This window comes from Ruegeria sp. AO1 (assembly GCF_056535985.1).
In genome coordinates, this window is sequence record NZ_JBQFJC010000001.1 from 1914059 (window position 1) to 1927756 (window position 13698).

14 protein-coding genes are annotated in these 13698 nt (G+C 59.2%); 12 read left to right on the forward strand and 2 right to left on the reverse strand.

The window, feature by feature from the left end:
* Positions 1 to 27: 27 nt before the first annotated feature.
* The 5 genes from ACR3FB_RS09410 (at position 28) to ACR3FB_RS09430 (ending at position 5451) form a co-directional block, all read left to right on the forward strand.
* Complete coding sequence (locus ACR3FB_RS09410) at positions 28 to 1518, forward strand: replicative DNA helicase (protein WP_170458558.1); 1491 nt, start codon at positions 28 to 30, stop codon at positions 1516 to 1518.
* A 106-nt stretch (positions 1519 to 1624) separates the two neighbouring features.
* Positions 1625 to 2668, forward strand: a complete 1044-nt coding sequence (locus ACR3FB_RS09415; protein WP_480564364.1) for a Hint domain-containing protein — start codon at positions 1625 to 1627, stop codon at positions 2666 to 2668.
* A 226-nt stretch (positions 2669 to 2894) separates the two neighbouring features.
* Positions 2895 to 3929, forward strand: coding sequence for an alanine racemase (gene alr / locus ACR3FB_RS09420; RefSeq protein ID WP_480564361.1), 1035 nt, complete (start codon positions 2895 to 2897; stop codon positions 3927 to 3929).
* The gene (locus tag ACR3FB_RS09425; RefSeq protein WP_480564358.1) at positions 3926 to 4708 is read left to right on the forward strand and encodes an MlaE family ABC transporter permease; all 783 of its coding nucleotides are present in this window, start codon (positions 3926 to 3928) and stop codon (positions 4706 to 4708) included. Before alr ends, ACR3FB_RS09425 begins: the two co-directional genes overlap by 4 nt.
* Positions 4705 to 5451: an ATP-binding cassette domain-containing protein gene (locus ACR3FB_RS09430; RefSeq protein ID WP_170466619.1), complete on the forward strand. Its 747-nt coding sequence runs from the start codon at positions 4705 to 4707 to the stop codon at positions 5449 to 5451. The genes ACR3FB_RS09425 and ACR3FB_RS09430 overlap by 4 nt, the downstream gene beginning before the upstream one ends.
* Here the strand turns inward: ACR3FB_RS09430 and ACR3FB_RS09435 are convergent.
* Entirely contained in the window at positions 5448 to 5876 is a 429-nt protein-coding gene (locus ACR3FB_RS09435; RefSeq protein ID WP_480564355.1) for an acyl-CoA thioesterase, read from the reverse strand. The genes ACR3FB_RS09430 and ACR3FB_RS09435 overlap by 4 nt on opposite strands.
* A gap of 103 nt (positions 5877 to 5979) precedes the next feature.
* Here ACR3FB_RS09435 and ACR3FB_RS09440 point away from each other — a divergent pair, with 103 nt between their 5' ends.
* From ACR3FB_RS09440 to ACR3FB_RS09470, 7 genes are all read left to right on the forward strand, one after another.
* Complete coding sequence (locus tag ACR3FB_RS09440) at positions 5980 to 6426, forward strand: paraquat-inducible protein A (protein WP_425082901.1); 447 nt, start codon at positions 5980 to 5982, stop codon at positions 6424 to 6426.
* A gap of 156 nt (positions 6427 to 6582) precedes the next feature.
* Positions 6583 to 7365, forward strand: coding sequence for a kinetochore Spc7 family protein (locus ACR3FB_RS09445; protein WP_480564352.1), 783 nt, complete (start codon positions 6583 to 6585; stop codon positions 7363 to 7365).
* A gap of 120 nt (positions 7366 to 7485) precedes the next feature.
* On the forward strand, positions 7486 to 8850 hold the full coding sequence (gene radA / locus ACR3FB_RS09450; RefSeq protein ID WP_170458573.1) for a DNA repair protein RadA: 1365 nt from the start codon (positions 7486 to 7488) through the stop codon (positions 8848 to 8850).
* A 40-nt stretch (positions 8851 to 8890) separates the two neighbouring features.
* A complete protein-coding gene (locus ACR3FB_RS09455) occupies positions 8891 to 9481 on the forward strand; it encodes a CvpA family protein (RefSeq protein WP_170373879.1) in 591 nt (196 codons plus the stop codon).
* A gap of 600 nt (positions 9482 to 10081) precedes the next feature.
* Positions 10082 to 11605 carry an amidophosphoribosyltransferase gene (gene purF, locus ACR3FB_RS09460; protein ID WP_170373881.1) on the forward strand — a complete coding sequence of 508 codons (1524 nt, stop codon included), beginning with the start codon at positions 10082 to 10084 and terminating at the stop codon, positions 11603 to 11605.
* 221 nt (positions 11606 to 11826) lie between these two features.
* Positions 11827 to 12075: a hypothetical protein gene (locus ACR3FB_RS09465; protein WP_170373882.1), complete on the forward strand. Its 249-nt coding sequence runs from the start codon at positions 11827 to 11829 to the stop codon at positions 12073 to 12075.
* A gap of 42 nt (positions 12076 to 12117) precedes the next feature.
* The gene (locus ACR3FB_RS09470) at positions 12118 to 12774 is read left to right on the forward strand and encodes an SDR family NAD(P)-dependent oxidoreductase (protein ID WP_480564345.1); all 657 of its coding nucleotides are present in this window, start codon (positions 12118 to 12120) and stop codon (positions 12772 to 12774) included.
* 59 nt (positions 12775 to 12833) lie between these two features.
* Here the strand turns inward: ACR3FB_RS09470 and ACR3FB_RS09475 are convergent, their stop codons facing one another.
* Complete coding sequence (locus ACR3FB_RS09475) at positions 12834 to 13676, reverse strand: ATP-binding protein (RefSeq protein WP_480564342.1); 843 nt, start codon at positions 13674 to 13676, stop codon at positions 12834 to 12836.
* Between the last annotated feature and the right edge of the window lie 22 nt (positions 13677 to 13698).

The window sequence follows — 13698 nt, forward strand, 5'->3', positions numbered from 1 at the left end:
AACCTCGGAACGGGCAGCGGGGACAAGATGAACGAGATCAGCAGTATCGAGCAGGCAGCGGCGCAGATTCAAAACGCCGAAACCATGCCGCATTCCATTGAGGCCGAGCAGCAGCTTCTGGGCGCGATCTTAACCAATAACGACCTCTATGACCGGGTCGCTTCGATCATCGGAGCCGAGCATTTCTACGACCCGGTTCACTCACGGATCTACGAGGTCGCGGCCAATCGCATCGCCAAGAATGCGCTGGCTTCGCCCGTGACGCTGAAATCCTTCATGGCAGATGACGAAGGCCTGAAGGAGTTGGGCGGACCCGCCTATCTGGTCAAACTCGCTGGCGCTTCGATCAGTGCCTTCGCGGTGCATGACTATGCCCAGATGATCTATGATCTGGCGATCCGGCGCGAGCTGATCCGGCTGGGTCGCGACATCTCGGACAAAGCCGCGCGGGTCGATGTGTCCAGCGAGCCCAAAGAACAAATCGTCGAGGCCGAGCAACAGCTCTATCAGCTTTCTGAGCAGGGCCAGACCGAGCAGGGTTTCCAATCCTTCCTCAAGGCGGTCACAGAAGCCGTCAACGTCACCAACGAGGCGTACCAGCGCGGTGGCGGCATGGCGGGGATTTCCACCGGTCTGGCCGACTTGGACAAACAGTTGGGCGGGTTGCACCCATCGGACCTGATCATTCTCGCGGGTCGTCCGTCGATGGGTAAAACCTCGCTAGCGACCAATGTGGCGTTCAACGTAGCCAAGGCTTACAAGCGCGGGCTGAAACCTGATGGCAGCGAAGGCGCGATTGATGGCGGCGTCGTGGGATTCTTCTCGCTCGAGATGAGCGCCGAACAGCTGGCCGGTCGTGTTCTGGCCGAAGCCTCTGAAATCTCCAGCCACAAGATCCGTCAAGGTGACATGACCGAGGCCGAGTTCCGCCGTTTCGTCGATGCCGCTAAGGAACTGGAAGCCTGCCCTTTGTTCATTGACGACACACCTGCCCTGCCGATCTCACAGCTTGCCGCCCGCGCACGGCGGTTGAAGCGGACGCATGGGTTGGACCTGCTGGTGATCGACTATCTGCAGCTGTGCCGTGGCATGTCCGACAACCGCGTCAATGAGATCGCCGAGATTTCGATGGGCATGAAAGCGATTGCCAAGGAGCTGAACATCCCGGTGATCGCCCTGTCCCAGCTGAGCCGTCAGGTGGAAAGCCGCGACGACAAACGCCCGCAGCTAAGCGATCTGCGGGAATCGGGCTCGATCGAACAGGATGCGGACGTGGTGATGTTTGTATTCCGTGAGGAATATTACAAGGAACGCGAAAAGCCAGGCGATCATGAGCTGGAAAAGATGGAAGAGTGGAAACAGGCCATGGAGCGCCTGCATGGCAAGGCCGAGGTGATTGTCGGCAAGCAGCGCCACGGCCCCATCGGCACGGTCGAGTTGTCGTTCGAGGCGCAGTTCACCCGCTTTGGCAATCTGGTGAAGCCCTGGCAACAGGGCGGCGAGATCGAAGGATACTAAAAGTCCCCTTAACTATCCAAATAGCCGATTTTGAATGCCGATCGTCGTGTGTTAGTGTGTACTGAATGACGGCACGTACTGCCGGATTTTAGCAAGGCCTACGTCATTGCCCGCAATCATCTCGGAAATACGATACAGAAACGGGCCGAATTTTGCGCCGGACGGCGATTTCATCGAAATCCGCGTTCCGACCGGTACGGATGTCTCGGACCTGAGGGTTCAAGTTTACAACGCCAACGGAACAGTCCGAAGCTCCACAGATGTCGATACAGCGCCGGTGAACACGGTCAACGGTTTCGACTATTTTGTGGTCTCGGCACGTACCAACCGGCTGGGCGCTGTGTCGCTTGACGACAATGGCACGGTGCTGAGCTTTGTGTCCTTCGACAATGAGGTCACCGCAACACAAGGCGCCGCCAGCGGGCAGACCTCTACCCAGATCGGCAGCAACGGAACAGATGACACCTCGTCCCTTACCTCGACCGACGGGGTGAATTTCGTTGAAAACCCCAACCCAAGCCCCGGCGCGCCATGCTTCACAGCCGGCACTCTGATCGGCACGCCGCGTGGCAAGGTTCCTGTTGAGGCACTCCGCGCCGGAGATCAGGTTCTGACCGAAGGTGGCCCGCCGGAGACCCTGCGTATGACCCTGTCCCGCAGCCTCAACCGGGCCGAGTTGATAAAGACCCCGCAACTGTTTCCGGTTCGCATCGTCGCTGGAGCGCTTGGGCAGTCTCTGCCGAAACGTGATCTTTTGGTCTCGCGCCAGCATCGGATGCTGATCCGGTCTCCGATTGCGCAGCGCATGTTCGGGACCGAATCCGTTTTGGTCTCGGCTATTCAACTGACCCGAATGCCCGGCGTTTTCGTCGACACCAGTGTCTCGCAGGTGACCTATCACCACCTTGTGTTCGACCGCCACGTGGTGCTGTTTGCCGAAGACGCGCCCAGCGAAAGCCTGTTTACCGGGCCGCAGGCGCTGCAATCCATGGACGAAGCCTCACGTGAGGAGTTGATGCTGCTGTTCCCGCAGCTTGCCATCTTTGCCGCCCCACAGCCTGCTCGCTACATTCCAAGCAATAAACGCCAACGCAAATTGGTGACCCGGCATCTTAACAACAACAAGCCGCTGCTTGACCAGCGGCGATAAGACGGGCCTCCTGCGTGGGTCGCTCTGAACGATCCGCCGCTCAAAAGACCTTTGACTTGTATCGCTGCACAATCCCGGTATGCGCATCACTGCCAGTCAAAAGCCCCTCAAACCTACCCAAATTCCAGCGTCAGATGGCCGTATGCCGCCTATCTTGCGGATTTTCCTGACAGGTTGTGTACGATCCCCTCTTGACCTGCCGTGTTCCAGTGTCATGAACAACTCCATGAGTACCGCACGTTTGACGATCAATCTTCAGGCGCTCGCCAGCAACTGGCGGGCGCTCGATGCAAAAACGGGTGTCGAAACCGGCGCCGTAGTTAAGGCCGACGCCTATGGTCTTGGGGCCGAACCTGTCGCCTGGTCACTGGCCGAGGAAGGTGTCCGCAAGTTTTTTGTCGCCGTCGCCGAAGAAGGCGCAGAAATTCGCGAGGCGGTCGGGCCCGGTCCGATGATCGCTGTATTCTCAGGTCATATGGACGGGGATACCGAGCTGCTGCGCGATCACGACCTGACACCCCTGATCAACTCGGGCGAGCAATTCCAACGCCACCAACAGGCTCTGCCTGAACATGGGTTCGGCATCCAGCTTGACACCGGCATGAACCGTCTTGGGCTGGAGCCCGCCGACTGGGCCGAGTTGCGCCCTCAGGCCGAGAAGTTGAACCCGGCGGTTGTGATGTCTCATCTGGCCTGCGCGGATGAGCCGGATCACCCGATGAATCAGCAGCAACTGACCGCGTTTCGCGGGATGACCGACGGTATGACGGCCCCCCGGTCTCTGGCAGCCACCGGAGGCACGTTGCTGGGGCCTGAATTCCACTTTGACTTCTGCCGCCCGGGCATTGGCCTCTATGGCGGGATGCCCTTTGCCGACGCCAAGCCCGTCGTCACCGTCGATCTGCCGGTCGTGCAGGTGCGTGACGTCGCGGTTGGAGAGACCGTGGGCTACGGCAACAGCTGGACGGCACGCCGCCCATCGAAGATCGCAACCGTCACAGCTGGATACGCCGACGGCCTGCATCGCGCTATCGGCGGCGGTATTGACGCCTTTGCAGGAAACCAACCCTGCCCAGTCGTCGGTCGCATCTCGATGGACCTGATCACCATCGACGTCACCGATCTGGGCTTTGAGCCCGAGAAACTGCGTATCCTGAACGGACATCAAACCGTTGACGATCTGGCCGAAGCTGCAGGCACGATCGGCTATGAAATCCTAACCTCAATGGGCCGCCGCTATTCACGAGGATACGTGGAATGAACCCGCTGTCTCTGCTGGGTGGGTTGGGCCGCACAGTTCTGACCCTGCTGGCCGCATTTGGGCGCGTGACCCTGTTCGCTCTGGACTCGCTTTCGCACATCCTGCGCCCCCCTTACTACCCGCGCGAGATCTCAATGGCGCTGCTGAATATCGGCTGGCTGTCGCTGCCTGTGGTCGGCCTGACCGCAATCTTCACCGGCGGCGCGCTGGCGCTGCAGATCTATGCAGGCGGCGCGCGGTTCAATGCTGAGGCCGTGGTCCCTCAGATCGTTGCCATCGGCATGGTACGAGAGCTTGGCCCCGTGCTTGTCGGCCTGATGATCGCAGCCCGCGTGACCTCCTCCATCGCCGCCGAAATCGCCACGATGAAAGTGACCGAGCAGATTGACGCGCTTGTCACCCTGTCGACCCATCCGATGAAATACCTCACCGCCCCGCGCGTGCTGGCGGCACTGATCACGGTGCCGATCCTTGTCGGGATAGGGGACATCATCGGCATCATGGGCGGCTATACGGTGGCGACGCAGAACCTCGGGTTCAACCCGGCGGCCTATCTGCAAAACACGGTCAACTTCCTTGAGGCCCGCGACATCGTCTCATCCCTTGTCAAGGGTGCTGCCTTCGGCCTGATCGCTGCAATCATGGGCTGCTACTACGGCATGAACTCGGGTCGAGGCGCACAGGGCGTGGGCCGCGCCACCAAAGGCTCGGTCGAGGCCGCAGCCGTGCTGATCCTCGCCGCCAACTTCGTTCTGACAGGAGTGTTCTTCTCGCTATGATCCGGATGGAGAACGTCAAAAAGTCCTTTGATGACAACCACGTGCTGCAAGGCATGAACCTTGAGATCCCCAAGGGCACCTCGATGGTGATCATCGGAGGATCCGGCACGGGCAAATCTGTCGCGCTGAAATGTATCCTTGGTCTGATCAAGCCCGACAGCGGCATGATCTATGTCGACGGCAAGGACGCCAGCAAGGGCGACCGAGACGCGTTTCTGGCGCGCTTTGGCATGTTGTTTCAGGGCGCGGCACTGTTCGACTCGCTGCCTGTCTGGCAGAACGTGGCCTTCCGCCTGCTACGTGGCTCGCTGAAACGCCCCACGGATGAGGCGCGCGAGATCGCTATCGAGAAACTCCGCCGCGTGGGTCTGAAATCCAACGTCGCCGACCGCTTTCCGTCCGAGCTGTCGGGGGGGATGCAGAAACGCGTGGGCCTTGCCCGCGCCATCGCCGCCGAGCCCGAGATCATCTTTTTTGACGAACCCACAACCGGGCTGGACCCGATCATGTCCGGCGTCATCAACGATCTGATCCGAGAGATCGTGACCGAGATGGGCGCAACCGCCATGACCATCACCCACGACATGACCTCCGTCCGCGCAATTGCCGACAACGTTGCGATGCTGCATGATGGGGTGATCCAGTGGACCGGGCCTGTGGGTCAGATGGATGCCTCGGGCGATCCGTATCTGGAGCAGTTCATCAGCGGAAGCGCAGAGGGGCCGATTGAGGCGGTGCGCTAATCTTCAATCTTTGCCATCCACTTAGTCGAACGTTCGATAACGTCCTGCGGAATAGCTTCTGCGCGCCTTGTCTGCAGGTTGAGCAAAACGCATTTGAAAACAGTGGAAAATGTCGTTTCACTGTCCGTAACTCGAATTAGTTTGTGGCTGAAGGTCATGGATTTCGTTCCTACCTCCAGGATTTCGCTTTCCATCTGTATCGCTTCGCCGGCACTCAATTCCGAAAGGAAATTGCTGTCTGCATGGACCACCGCAAAGGATAGCTTTCGTCCCGATCGCATGTCTTCGGCCGTAAGCCCCAGCTCTGACTGCAACGCAAAAACGGAATCCGAGCATGCAGCAAAATACTTGGACACATTCATATGCCCCAGAAAATCACAGTCTGATGGATCGACAATTGACTTGTAGGCCACAAAACCCGACATCGTTCCTCCCCGTCTAAAAATAACTCAGTGGCGAGTACCGGTTTAAGTTAACCATAACAAAACATCGCCGCAAAATCTGAAATCTCGCCGAGACGCACAGCTAATGACCCTTCGCCTCGCCACCCTCTCCCTCCTGATCCTATACCCGATCGCGTGGTTCGCCCCACTGATGCGCGCGGGTCTGCTACCGATCTTCGGACTTTCCGAAATCAGCGTCATCACTGGCCTCCAATCTCTCTGGAAATCCGACATCTTCCTCGCGCTGATCGTCACCGTCTTCGCCCTCTTCGCGCCCTACATTAAAACCATCGGTACCGCCCTGATCCAATGGGACCTGCTAGATGCCCGCGTCCAACCCGCACTGAACATCCTCGGCAAGCTCGCCATGGCCGATATCTTCCTCATCGCGCTCTACATCACGCTGGCCAAGGGGATCTCTTACGCGACCATCGAGACGGCCTGGGGCCTCTACCTGTTTACCGGCTGCATTCTGGCCTCGATCGCGCTGGGATATATTACCGAGATGACATCCACTTCACGAAAAGCTTAGACCGTGTTGATTGAAAACACATTTCTAAGTATCATCTCTATATTTCGAGCAGCAAAGTTCTAGTCGTGTACGGGTCCGCAGAGGATCACCTTGCGTGTTTGATTTGTCCTCCGCTTCGGCCCGATTTGTATCGGTTTGAGAAGGAGATGGACGACCATGCCCGCCCTCAACAACATTACATTGCAATTTCAGAATGCCTTTTTAAGACTGACTTTTTTCATGATCTGCATCGCAGCCCTCTGCGCGGTGGTTGCAACCTCACTTTCGGCGCTGGGGGTTTTGCCCTGGCTGTCCCTTCAGGCCGGATTCGGCCAGACCGGCGTGATCGACGCTGGTATTTTTGTTCAGATCGGCCTGACCTGCCTGATTCTCATGCTGGGCTTTTACCTGCCCTCCAGCGCCCGGATGATGGCGCTCGAGAATGCGCACAGGAAGTTTTCGCTGAACATGCAGGACATCGTCGAGGCATACCAGATCGCCCACGCCGCCGACCGCAGCGGCGTTTTCGCTCTGGCCTCGGAATTCGATGCGGTCAAGGAGCGTATGGCCTTTCTACGCGACCACCCCGACCTTCAGGCTTTGGAACCAGAGATACTGGAAACGGCCGCTCAGATGAGCCAGATCAGCCACGAACTGGCCGAAACCTATGGCAACGAGCGGGTCGAACGCGCGCGCACCTTCCTGAAACAACGGCAGGAAGAGGTCGAACTGTTCCAGCAACGGATCGAGGATGCCCAGACCATCCTGCACGAACTCAGCCAATGGACCCGCGATATCGAGATCGAGGAATCCATCGCCAAATCCCAACTGGCACGACTACGGGATGAACTGTTCGAACTTCTACCCGAGCTTTCGGCACAATTGCAGACACCACCCGACGGCAGCGACCCAAGCGCCTCCAGCGTGGTCGCCATGTCGCCCCCTCGCGCGGCGGAATAGGCGCGTTAGCGCCCGGCGCACCCGATGGCCCATAGGGCCTGAGGGCGCGGCGCGCTACCGGCGGAGATGAAAGCCCGCAAGGGCTTGAAGAACCGCCCGTCCTCGGGCACCAAAGGCCTCATGGCAAAGACGACTTCTTTCTCCTGTTCGGCCTGCGGTGCGACACATACAAGATGGTCCGGGCGGTGCGACGCCTGCGGCGAATGGAACACGATCACTCAGGACGTGCCCCTGTCGGCGGGCCCGGCCAAGAAATCCCTCGGCGGCAAGCGGGGCCAGTCCATTGCACTCACGGACTTGTCGACCGAGGAGACCCCGCCACCCCGTACACTCAGCGGGGTGGATGAGCTTGACCGCGTTCTGGGCGGCGGCCTCGTCCCCGCCTCGGCCCTGCTCGTGGGCGGAGACCCCGGTATCGGCAAATCCACCCTTCTGCTGCAAGCCGCCGCTCGGTTCGCGCGCGCGGGCGTCAAAACGATCTATGTCTCGGGGGAAGAAGCCAGCGCGCAGGTCCGTATGCGTGCTCGCCGTTTGGGGCTCGAGGACGCGCCGGTCCAACTGGCGGCAGAAACCAATCTGCGCAATATCCTGACGACGCTTGAGGCTGAAAAACCCGGCCTCGCCATCATCGACTCGATTCAGACCATGTGGGCCGACAATGTGGACAGCGCGCCCGGCTCGGTGTCACAAGTCCGGGCCGCTGCGCATGAATTGACCACGTTTGCGAAACGACACGGTGTTTCGATCGTGATGGTCGGCCATGTCACTAAAGAGGGCCAGATCGCAGGCCCGCGCGTCGTCGAACATATGGTCGACACCGTTCTCTATTTTGAGGGCGAACGCGGCCACCAGTTCCGTATCCTGCGCGCGGTCAAAAACCGTTTCGGCCCCGCAGATGAGATTGGCGTGTTCGAGATGACGGGCAAAGGGTTGGCGCAGGTCACCAACCCCTCGGCCCTGTTCCTGTCCGAACGCGGCACGCCGAGCCCCGGCTCGGCCGTCTTTGCCGGGATCGAAGGTACTCGCCCCGTTTTGGTGGAATTGCAGGCACTCGTCGCCCCGTCACCGCATTCGCAACCCCGCCGTACCGTCGTCGGCTGGGACAGCGGACGGCTGGCGATGATCCTCGCCGTGCTCGAGGCCCGCTGCGGCATCCCCTTCGCGGGTCTCGACGTCTATCTGAACGTGGCTGGAGGGATGAAGGTCAGTGAACCCGCCGCCGATCTGGCTGTTGCCGCAGCGTTACTAAGTGCACGCGAAGACAGCGCCCTGCCCGCTGATACGGTCGTTTTCGGAGAAATCTCGCTGTCCGGGGCACTTAGACCGGCCCCTCAGACCGAAAACAGGTTGAAAGAAGCACAAAAACTTGGTTTCACATCGGCAATCGCTCCGGCGGGCGGCAAAACCGGTACTGTGGCAGGTCTGACACTCACCCGACCCTCTGATTTGGTTGGGTTTGTTGGCGAAACCTTCGGAGCAGGTTAAAGTCCCGCCCTGAGGGGCAGAAAAAGAACAGGCGAGGGCCATGGAAGGTTTTACAATTATTGACGGGGTTGTGGCCCTGATCATCGTGCTGTCAGGCATTCTGGCCTATTCGCGCGGTTTCATGCGCGAGGTTCTTGCCATCGCGGGTTGGGTGGCAGCAGCTGTCCTCGCATTCATCTTCGCACCGCAGGCCGTGCCGCTGGTCAAAGAAATCCCGGTGGTCGGAGACTTCCTGCGCGACAGCTGCGAATTGTCCGTCATCACCGGCTTTGCAGCCGTGTTTGCAATCGCCCTGATCATCGTCAGCATTTTCACGCCGCTATTTTCATCGCTGGTGCAACGGTCGGCACTGGGTGGTCTGGATCAGGCGCTTGGCTTCTTCTTCGGCATAGCGCGGGGCATCCTGCTGGTCGCTATCGCGTTCTTTGTCTACGACACCGTGATGACCGGCCAGTCCTACACGCTTGTAGACGAAAGCCGCTCGGCCAAGGTGTTCGAACAGTTCAGCACCCAGATCGAAGAACAAAACCCCGAGGCAGCGCTGGGTTGGGTCACGGCACAATACGAAGAGCTGGTGGCCAGCTGCACCGCAGGCGACGCGGCCCCTGCTGCGGAAACCACCGACAGCTAATTCATACAGAATGTTATTCGAAAAGCCCGGCCTCGCGCCGGGCTTTTTTCATTGAACGAACCCCTCACCCCCGCAGACCGTACAGCGAGTGGTTTTCAAACCGAAACAGCCATCACAGCGGCTGGAAATCGGTTTACCCAGAATATCACGGCTTTTGACCACTTCACCTGCCCCTTTGCAGATCGGGCACGGCGCACGCCCCATGCCGCGGCACCGATGGCAGCGCCTTTTGGGCGGCTCATCTTTCTTGTTTGGTGAGCGTTCCTGCCACATTCTGGCCCCCTCCCCGATAAGATCCGCGATAAAATTATGCATATGTCAGCACAAATGGATTCATATGTCACCACGCCGCAACTGAGGAAATCGGAACTGCGGCCTATAGAAATGTGATCCTTTGATGACAGCCGCGTTCTAACGCAGTATGTGGAGGCCAAACTGCCACGGAATCGGAGCTGTCGGGTTTGTCCTTTCAATGTTCATCTGCCTGCAATGCGGTGATAATGTACCGTCTGGCCTGCAAGATACGAACGGTACGACCCCTCCCTATCCGGCCGTCACTCAACCCTCTGGTCAAAACGTCATAGTAATTGGAGCCCGTAAATGTGTGGGATTTTGGGGATCGCAAGCCGGACACATGATGTGTTTGCGGAAATCTATGACGGGCTGTTGATGCTGCAGCACCGGGGGCAGGACGCCTCGGGGATCGTCACATACAACGGTGAGTTCTTTCGCGAGAAAAAAGCAAACGGTCTGGTCAAGGACGTGTTCAACGCGACGGACGCTGAAACTCTTCTGGGCAAGGTCGGCATGGGGCATGTGCGCTATCCCACGGCAGGGTCGCTCAGCGCGTCCGAGGCGCAGCCATTTTTTGTCAACGCGCCTTACGGGATTTATCTGGTCCATAACGGCAACATCACTAACACGGCTGAGCAGCGCGAAAAAGTCACCGGAAAGTACAGCCGTCACCTGCGCACCACGTCAGATTCCGAGATCCTGCTGAACGTTCTGGCCGACAAGGTGGCCGACGCGATCAAGGTGAATGGCAATGCCGAACCCATTCGCAACATATTTGCCGGCGTGAAGATGACGATGGAGCGTGTACAGGGTGCCTACTCGGTCATCTGCCTTGTTGCAGGTGTGGGCATGCTGGCCTTCCGCGACCCGCACGGCATTCGTCCGCTTTCGGTCGCAATCCGCGAGACCGAGGGCGATGGCAATGACTACGCCTTCGCCTCCGAGGATGTGGCCTTTGGTATCAACGGCTTTACCAAGATTCGTGACCTGAACCCGGGCGAGGCTATCCTGATCGATTTGGACGGCAATATGCACGAGTTTCAGGCCGTTGAAGGCAAGCTGACGCCCTGTATCTTCGAATATGTCTACCTCGCCCGTCCGGATTCCCTGCTGGACGGCGTCTCGGTCTACAAAACCCAGATGCGTATGGGGCAAACGCTGGCGAAACAGATCCAGGACTCGGGTCTTCAGATCGACCGGATCATCCCGGTTCCTGATAGCGCCCGCCCCGTGGCGCTTGAGGCTGCCAAGATCACCGGCATCCCCTATCGCGAAGGTCTGGTGAAGAACCGCTATGTCGGCCGAACATTCATCATGCCCGGTCAGGAAGAGCGTCAGAAATCCGTGCGCCGCAAGCTGAACGCCATTCCGCTGGAGTTCAAGGATCACAATGTCCTGCTGATCGACGACTCGATCGTGCGCGGCAATACGATCAAGAAGATCGTTCAGATGTGTCGTGAGGCCGGAGCCAAGAAGGTCTATATCGCCAGCGCCTCGCCCCCGGTGAAATACCCCAATGTCTATGGCATCGACATGCCCACCAAGCATGAGCTGATCGCCAATGGCAAAGAGATCGAAGAGATTCGCGAAGAACTGGGCGCGGATGCTCTGTTCTATCAGAACCTCGACGATCTGATCTGGGCCGCCAAAGAAGGCAACCCCGAGATCGAGGCCTTCGACTGTTCCTGCTTTGACGGAAACTACATCACCGGCAGTGTCAGCGGTGACTATCTCGACAGTCTCGAAAACAGCACCCGCGTCAGCAAAAAGCGCGAAGACATGCAGGTTGTCGGTGGGTCGTGGAACGCGGCGAAACTGGCGTCGGGCTAAAGAGACAACGCGAATCAGAAAACAACACAGGCCTTGGGCATCGCCACGGCTTTGGCTGGATTTTGCCGATAGGAATGACCTGATTGCAAAGGCTTCCGGCCCCCTCACCTCGCCGTGACCCAATGCGAGCGGGGTGATCTTTTGATTTACTTTGCGGTTTGGTAGGCAGCGCTTCACCACCACTCACACAAGGGGTTCGAACCGGGTTCGAGCCGCAGAAAATGCCAAATGCCAATGTCAAAAGCGCGGCCACGCAGCGGGGCGCGTTGAAAAGAAATTCGGTCTCGGTTCTGGGTGTTTTTGGCCCGAAAGCCGACCTGCGCGCTTTGATGCGCCTGTCTTCAGGGCGCGTGAAAGAGGTCAAGCCGGGCAGCCGCGTGGCCTCAGGCACCGTTGTCGCCATTGATGAACACGGGATCATGCTGCGACAAAGCGGCCAGACCCGCCGGATTGGAATTCCGGGAGGCTAGCGTCCTCTTGACGACCCGCGCGCGGGCGTTCAAACCGCTGCCATGACCGATCAGACCAAAATTGCCACCAAAATTGCCCTCGTCACTGGGGCCTCTCGCGGGTTGGGCGCAGCCCTGGCCGAAGCACTGGCCCCCGAGTATCACATCGTCGCCGTCGCCCGCACCACCGGCGGGCTGGAAGAGCTGGACGACCGAATAAAAGCCAAGGGCGGTTCGGCCACACTTGCGCCCATGGACATCACCGACCCCAACGCGATGGCCACCCTGTGCAGGGGTATTCATGACCGCTGGGGCAAAGTGGATTTGTGGCTGCACACGGCCGTCCACACCTCGGCCCTCACACCGGCGCATTTCGTTGATTCCAAAGAGTGGACAAAGGCGATGAACACCAACGCCAATGCCACCTCGGTTCTGATCCCCTATGTGACACCTTTGCTGGGTGAGGCCGGGCATGCCGTGTTCTTTGATGACCCCAAAGCGGGCGAGAAGTTCTATGGCATCTACGGCGCCACCAAGGCCGCCCAGATGGCTCTGGCACGCAGTTGGCAGGTTGAGACTGAACGGACTGGGCCTAAGGTGTCGATTGTGGAGCCTGCCCCGATGCCGACAGCCGTGCGCGCGCGGTTTCATCCCGGTGAGGATCGCGACGTGCTGACCAGCACAGCGGATGAGGCGACTCGGATTCTGGCTTTGTTGTAGGGAGTGGCCGGTTGGGCCACGCCTCCGGCGGAGGTATTTTTAGCCAGATGAAGCTGGGATCACGCGATATGGACGCCGTTGCGCCCGGCGAGATCGACGAAGAATTGCCACGCAACGCGACCCGAGCGTGAACCGCGCGTCGCCTGCCATTCAATAGCATCCGCGCGTAGGGTTTGCGGGTCGACCGACACTTTGTAGGCAGCGCAGTAACGGTCGATCATGGCCAGGTATTCGTCCTGATCACAGGGGTGGAAGCCGAGCCAAAGCCCGAACCGGTCGGACAGTGAGACCTTTTCTTCGACCGCTTCCGACGGGTTGATAGCGCTGGAGCGTTCGTTCTCGATCATGTCCCGTGGCATCAGGTGGCGGCGGTTCGAGGTGGCGTAGAAGACGACGTTTTCAGGCCGGCCTTCGATGCCGCCATCCAGCACAGCCTTGAGCGACTTATAGTGCTGGTCATCGTGGCTAAACGACAGGTCATCGCAGAACAGGATGAACCGGTGCGGCGCGGCGCGCAGGTGGTTCAACAGACGCGCAACAGAGCCCATATCTTCGCGTTGAAGCTCGACCAGTTTCAGGTTTGCGTACTCGGTTTGGAGCGTGCCGTGGACGGCCTTTACGAGGCTGGATTTGCCCATCCCTCGCGCGCCCCAAAGCAGTGCGTTGTTGGCCTTGTACCCCGCCGCAAAGCGCCTTGTGTTGTCCAACAGCGTATCGCGTGAACGGTTTATGCCGACCAGCAGGTCCAGATCAACGCGGTTGACCTGAGGGACAGGCTCAAGCCGGTCAGGCTCAACCTGCCAGACGAAGGCCGGCGCGGCATTGAAGTCCGGAGCAGCCAGAGGAGCCGGAGCCATCCGCTCTAAAGCGTCGGCGATACGGTTCAGGGCTTGAGTGTCCATGGTGGCCTCCGAGGTCTTAGTC

What these genes read in the sequence shown, in the direction of transcription:
- ACR3FB_RS09410 (WP_170458558.1), top strand. Translation starts at nt 28, where the DNA reads ATGAACGAGATCAGCAGTATCGAGCAGGCAGCGGCGCAGATTCAAAAC.
- alr (WP_480564361.1), top strand. Translation starts at nt 2,895, where the DNA reads ATGAGTACCGCACGTTTGACGATCAATCTTCAGGCGCTCGCCAGCAAC.
- ACR3FB_RS09425 (WP_480564358.1), top strand. Translation starts at nt 3,926, where the DNA reads ATGAACCCGCTGTCTCTGCTGGGTGGGTTGGGCCGCACAGTTCTGACC.
- ACR3FB_RS09430 (WP_170466619.1), top strand. Translation starts at nt 4,705, where the DNA reads ATGATCCGGATGGAGAACGTCAAAAAGTCCTTTGATGACAACCACGTG.
- ACR3FB_RS09435 (WP_480564355.1), bottom strand. Translation starts at nt 5,876, where the DNA reads ATGTCGGGTTTTGTGGCCTACAAGTCAATTGTCGATCCATCAGACTGT.
- ACR3FB_RS09440 (WP_425082901.1), top strand. Translation starts at nt 5,980, where the DNA reads ATGACCCTTCGCCTCGCCACCCTCTCCCTCCTGATCCTATACCCGATC.
- ACR3FB_RS09445 (WP_480564352.1), top strand. Translation starts at nt 6,583, where the DNA reads ATGCCCGCCCTCAACAACATTACATTGCAATTTCAGAATGCCTTTTTA.
- radA (WP_170458573.1), top strand. Translation starts at nt 7,486, where the DNA reads ATGGCAAAGACGACTTCTTTCTCCTGTTCGGCCTGCGGTGCGACACAT.
- ACR3FB_RS09455 (WP_170373879.1), top strand. Translation starts at nt 8,891, where the DNA reads ATGGAAGGTTTTACAATTATTGACGGGGTTGTGGCCCTGATCATCGTG.
- purF (WP_170373881.1), top strand. Translation starts at nt 10,082, where the DNA reads ATGTGTGGGATTTTGGGGATCGCAAGCCGGACACATGATGTGTTTGCG.
- ACR3FB_RS09465 (WP_170373882.1), top strand. Translation starts at nt 11,827, where the DNA reads ATGCCAAATGCCAATGTCAAAAGCGCGGCCACGCAGCGGGGCGCGTTG.
- ACR3FB_RS09470 (WP_480564345.1), top strand. Translation starts at nt 12,118, where the DNA reads ATGACCGATCAGACCAAAATTGCCACCAAAATTGCCCTCGTCACTGGG.
- ACR3FB_RS09475 (WP_480564342.1), bottom strand. Translation starts at nt 13,676, where the DNA reads ATGGACACTCAAGCCCTGAACCGTATCGCCGACGCTTTAGAGCGGATG.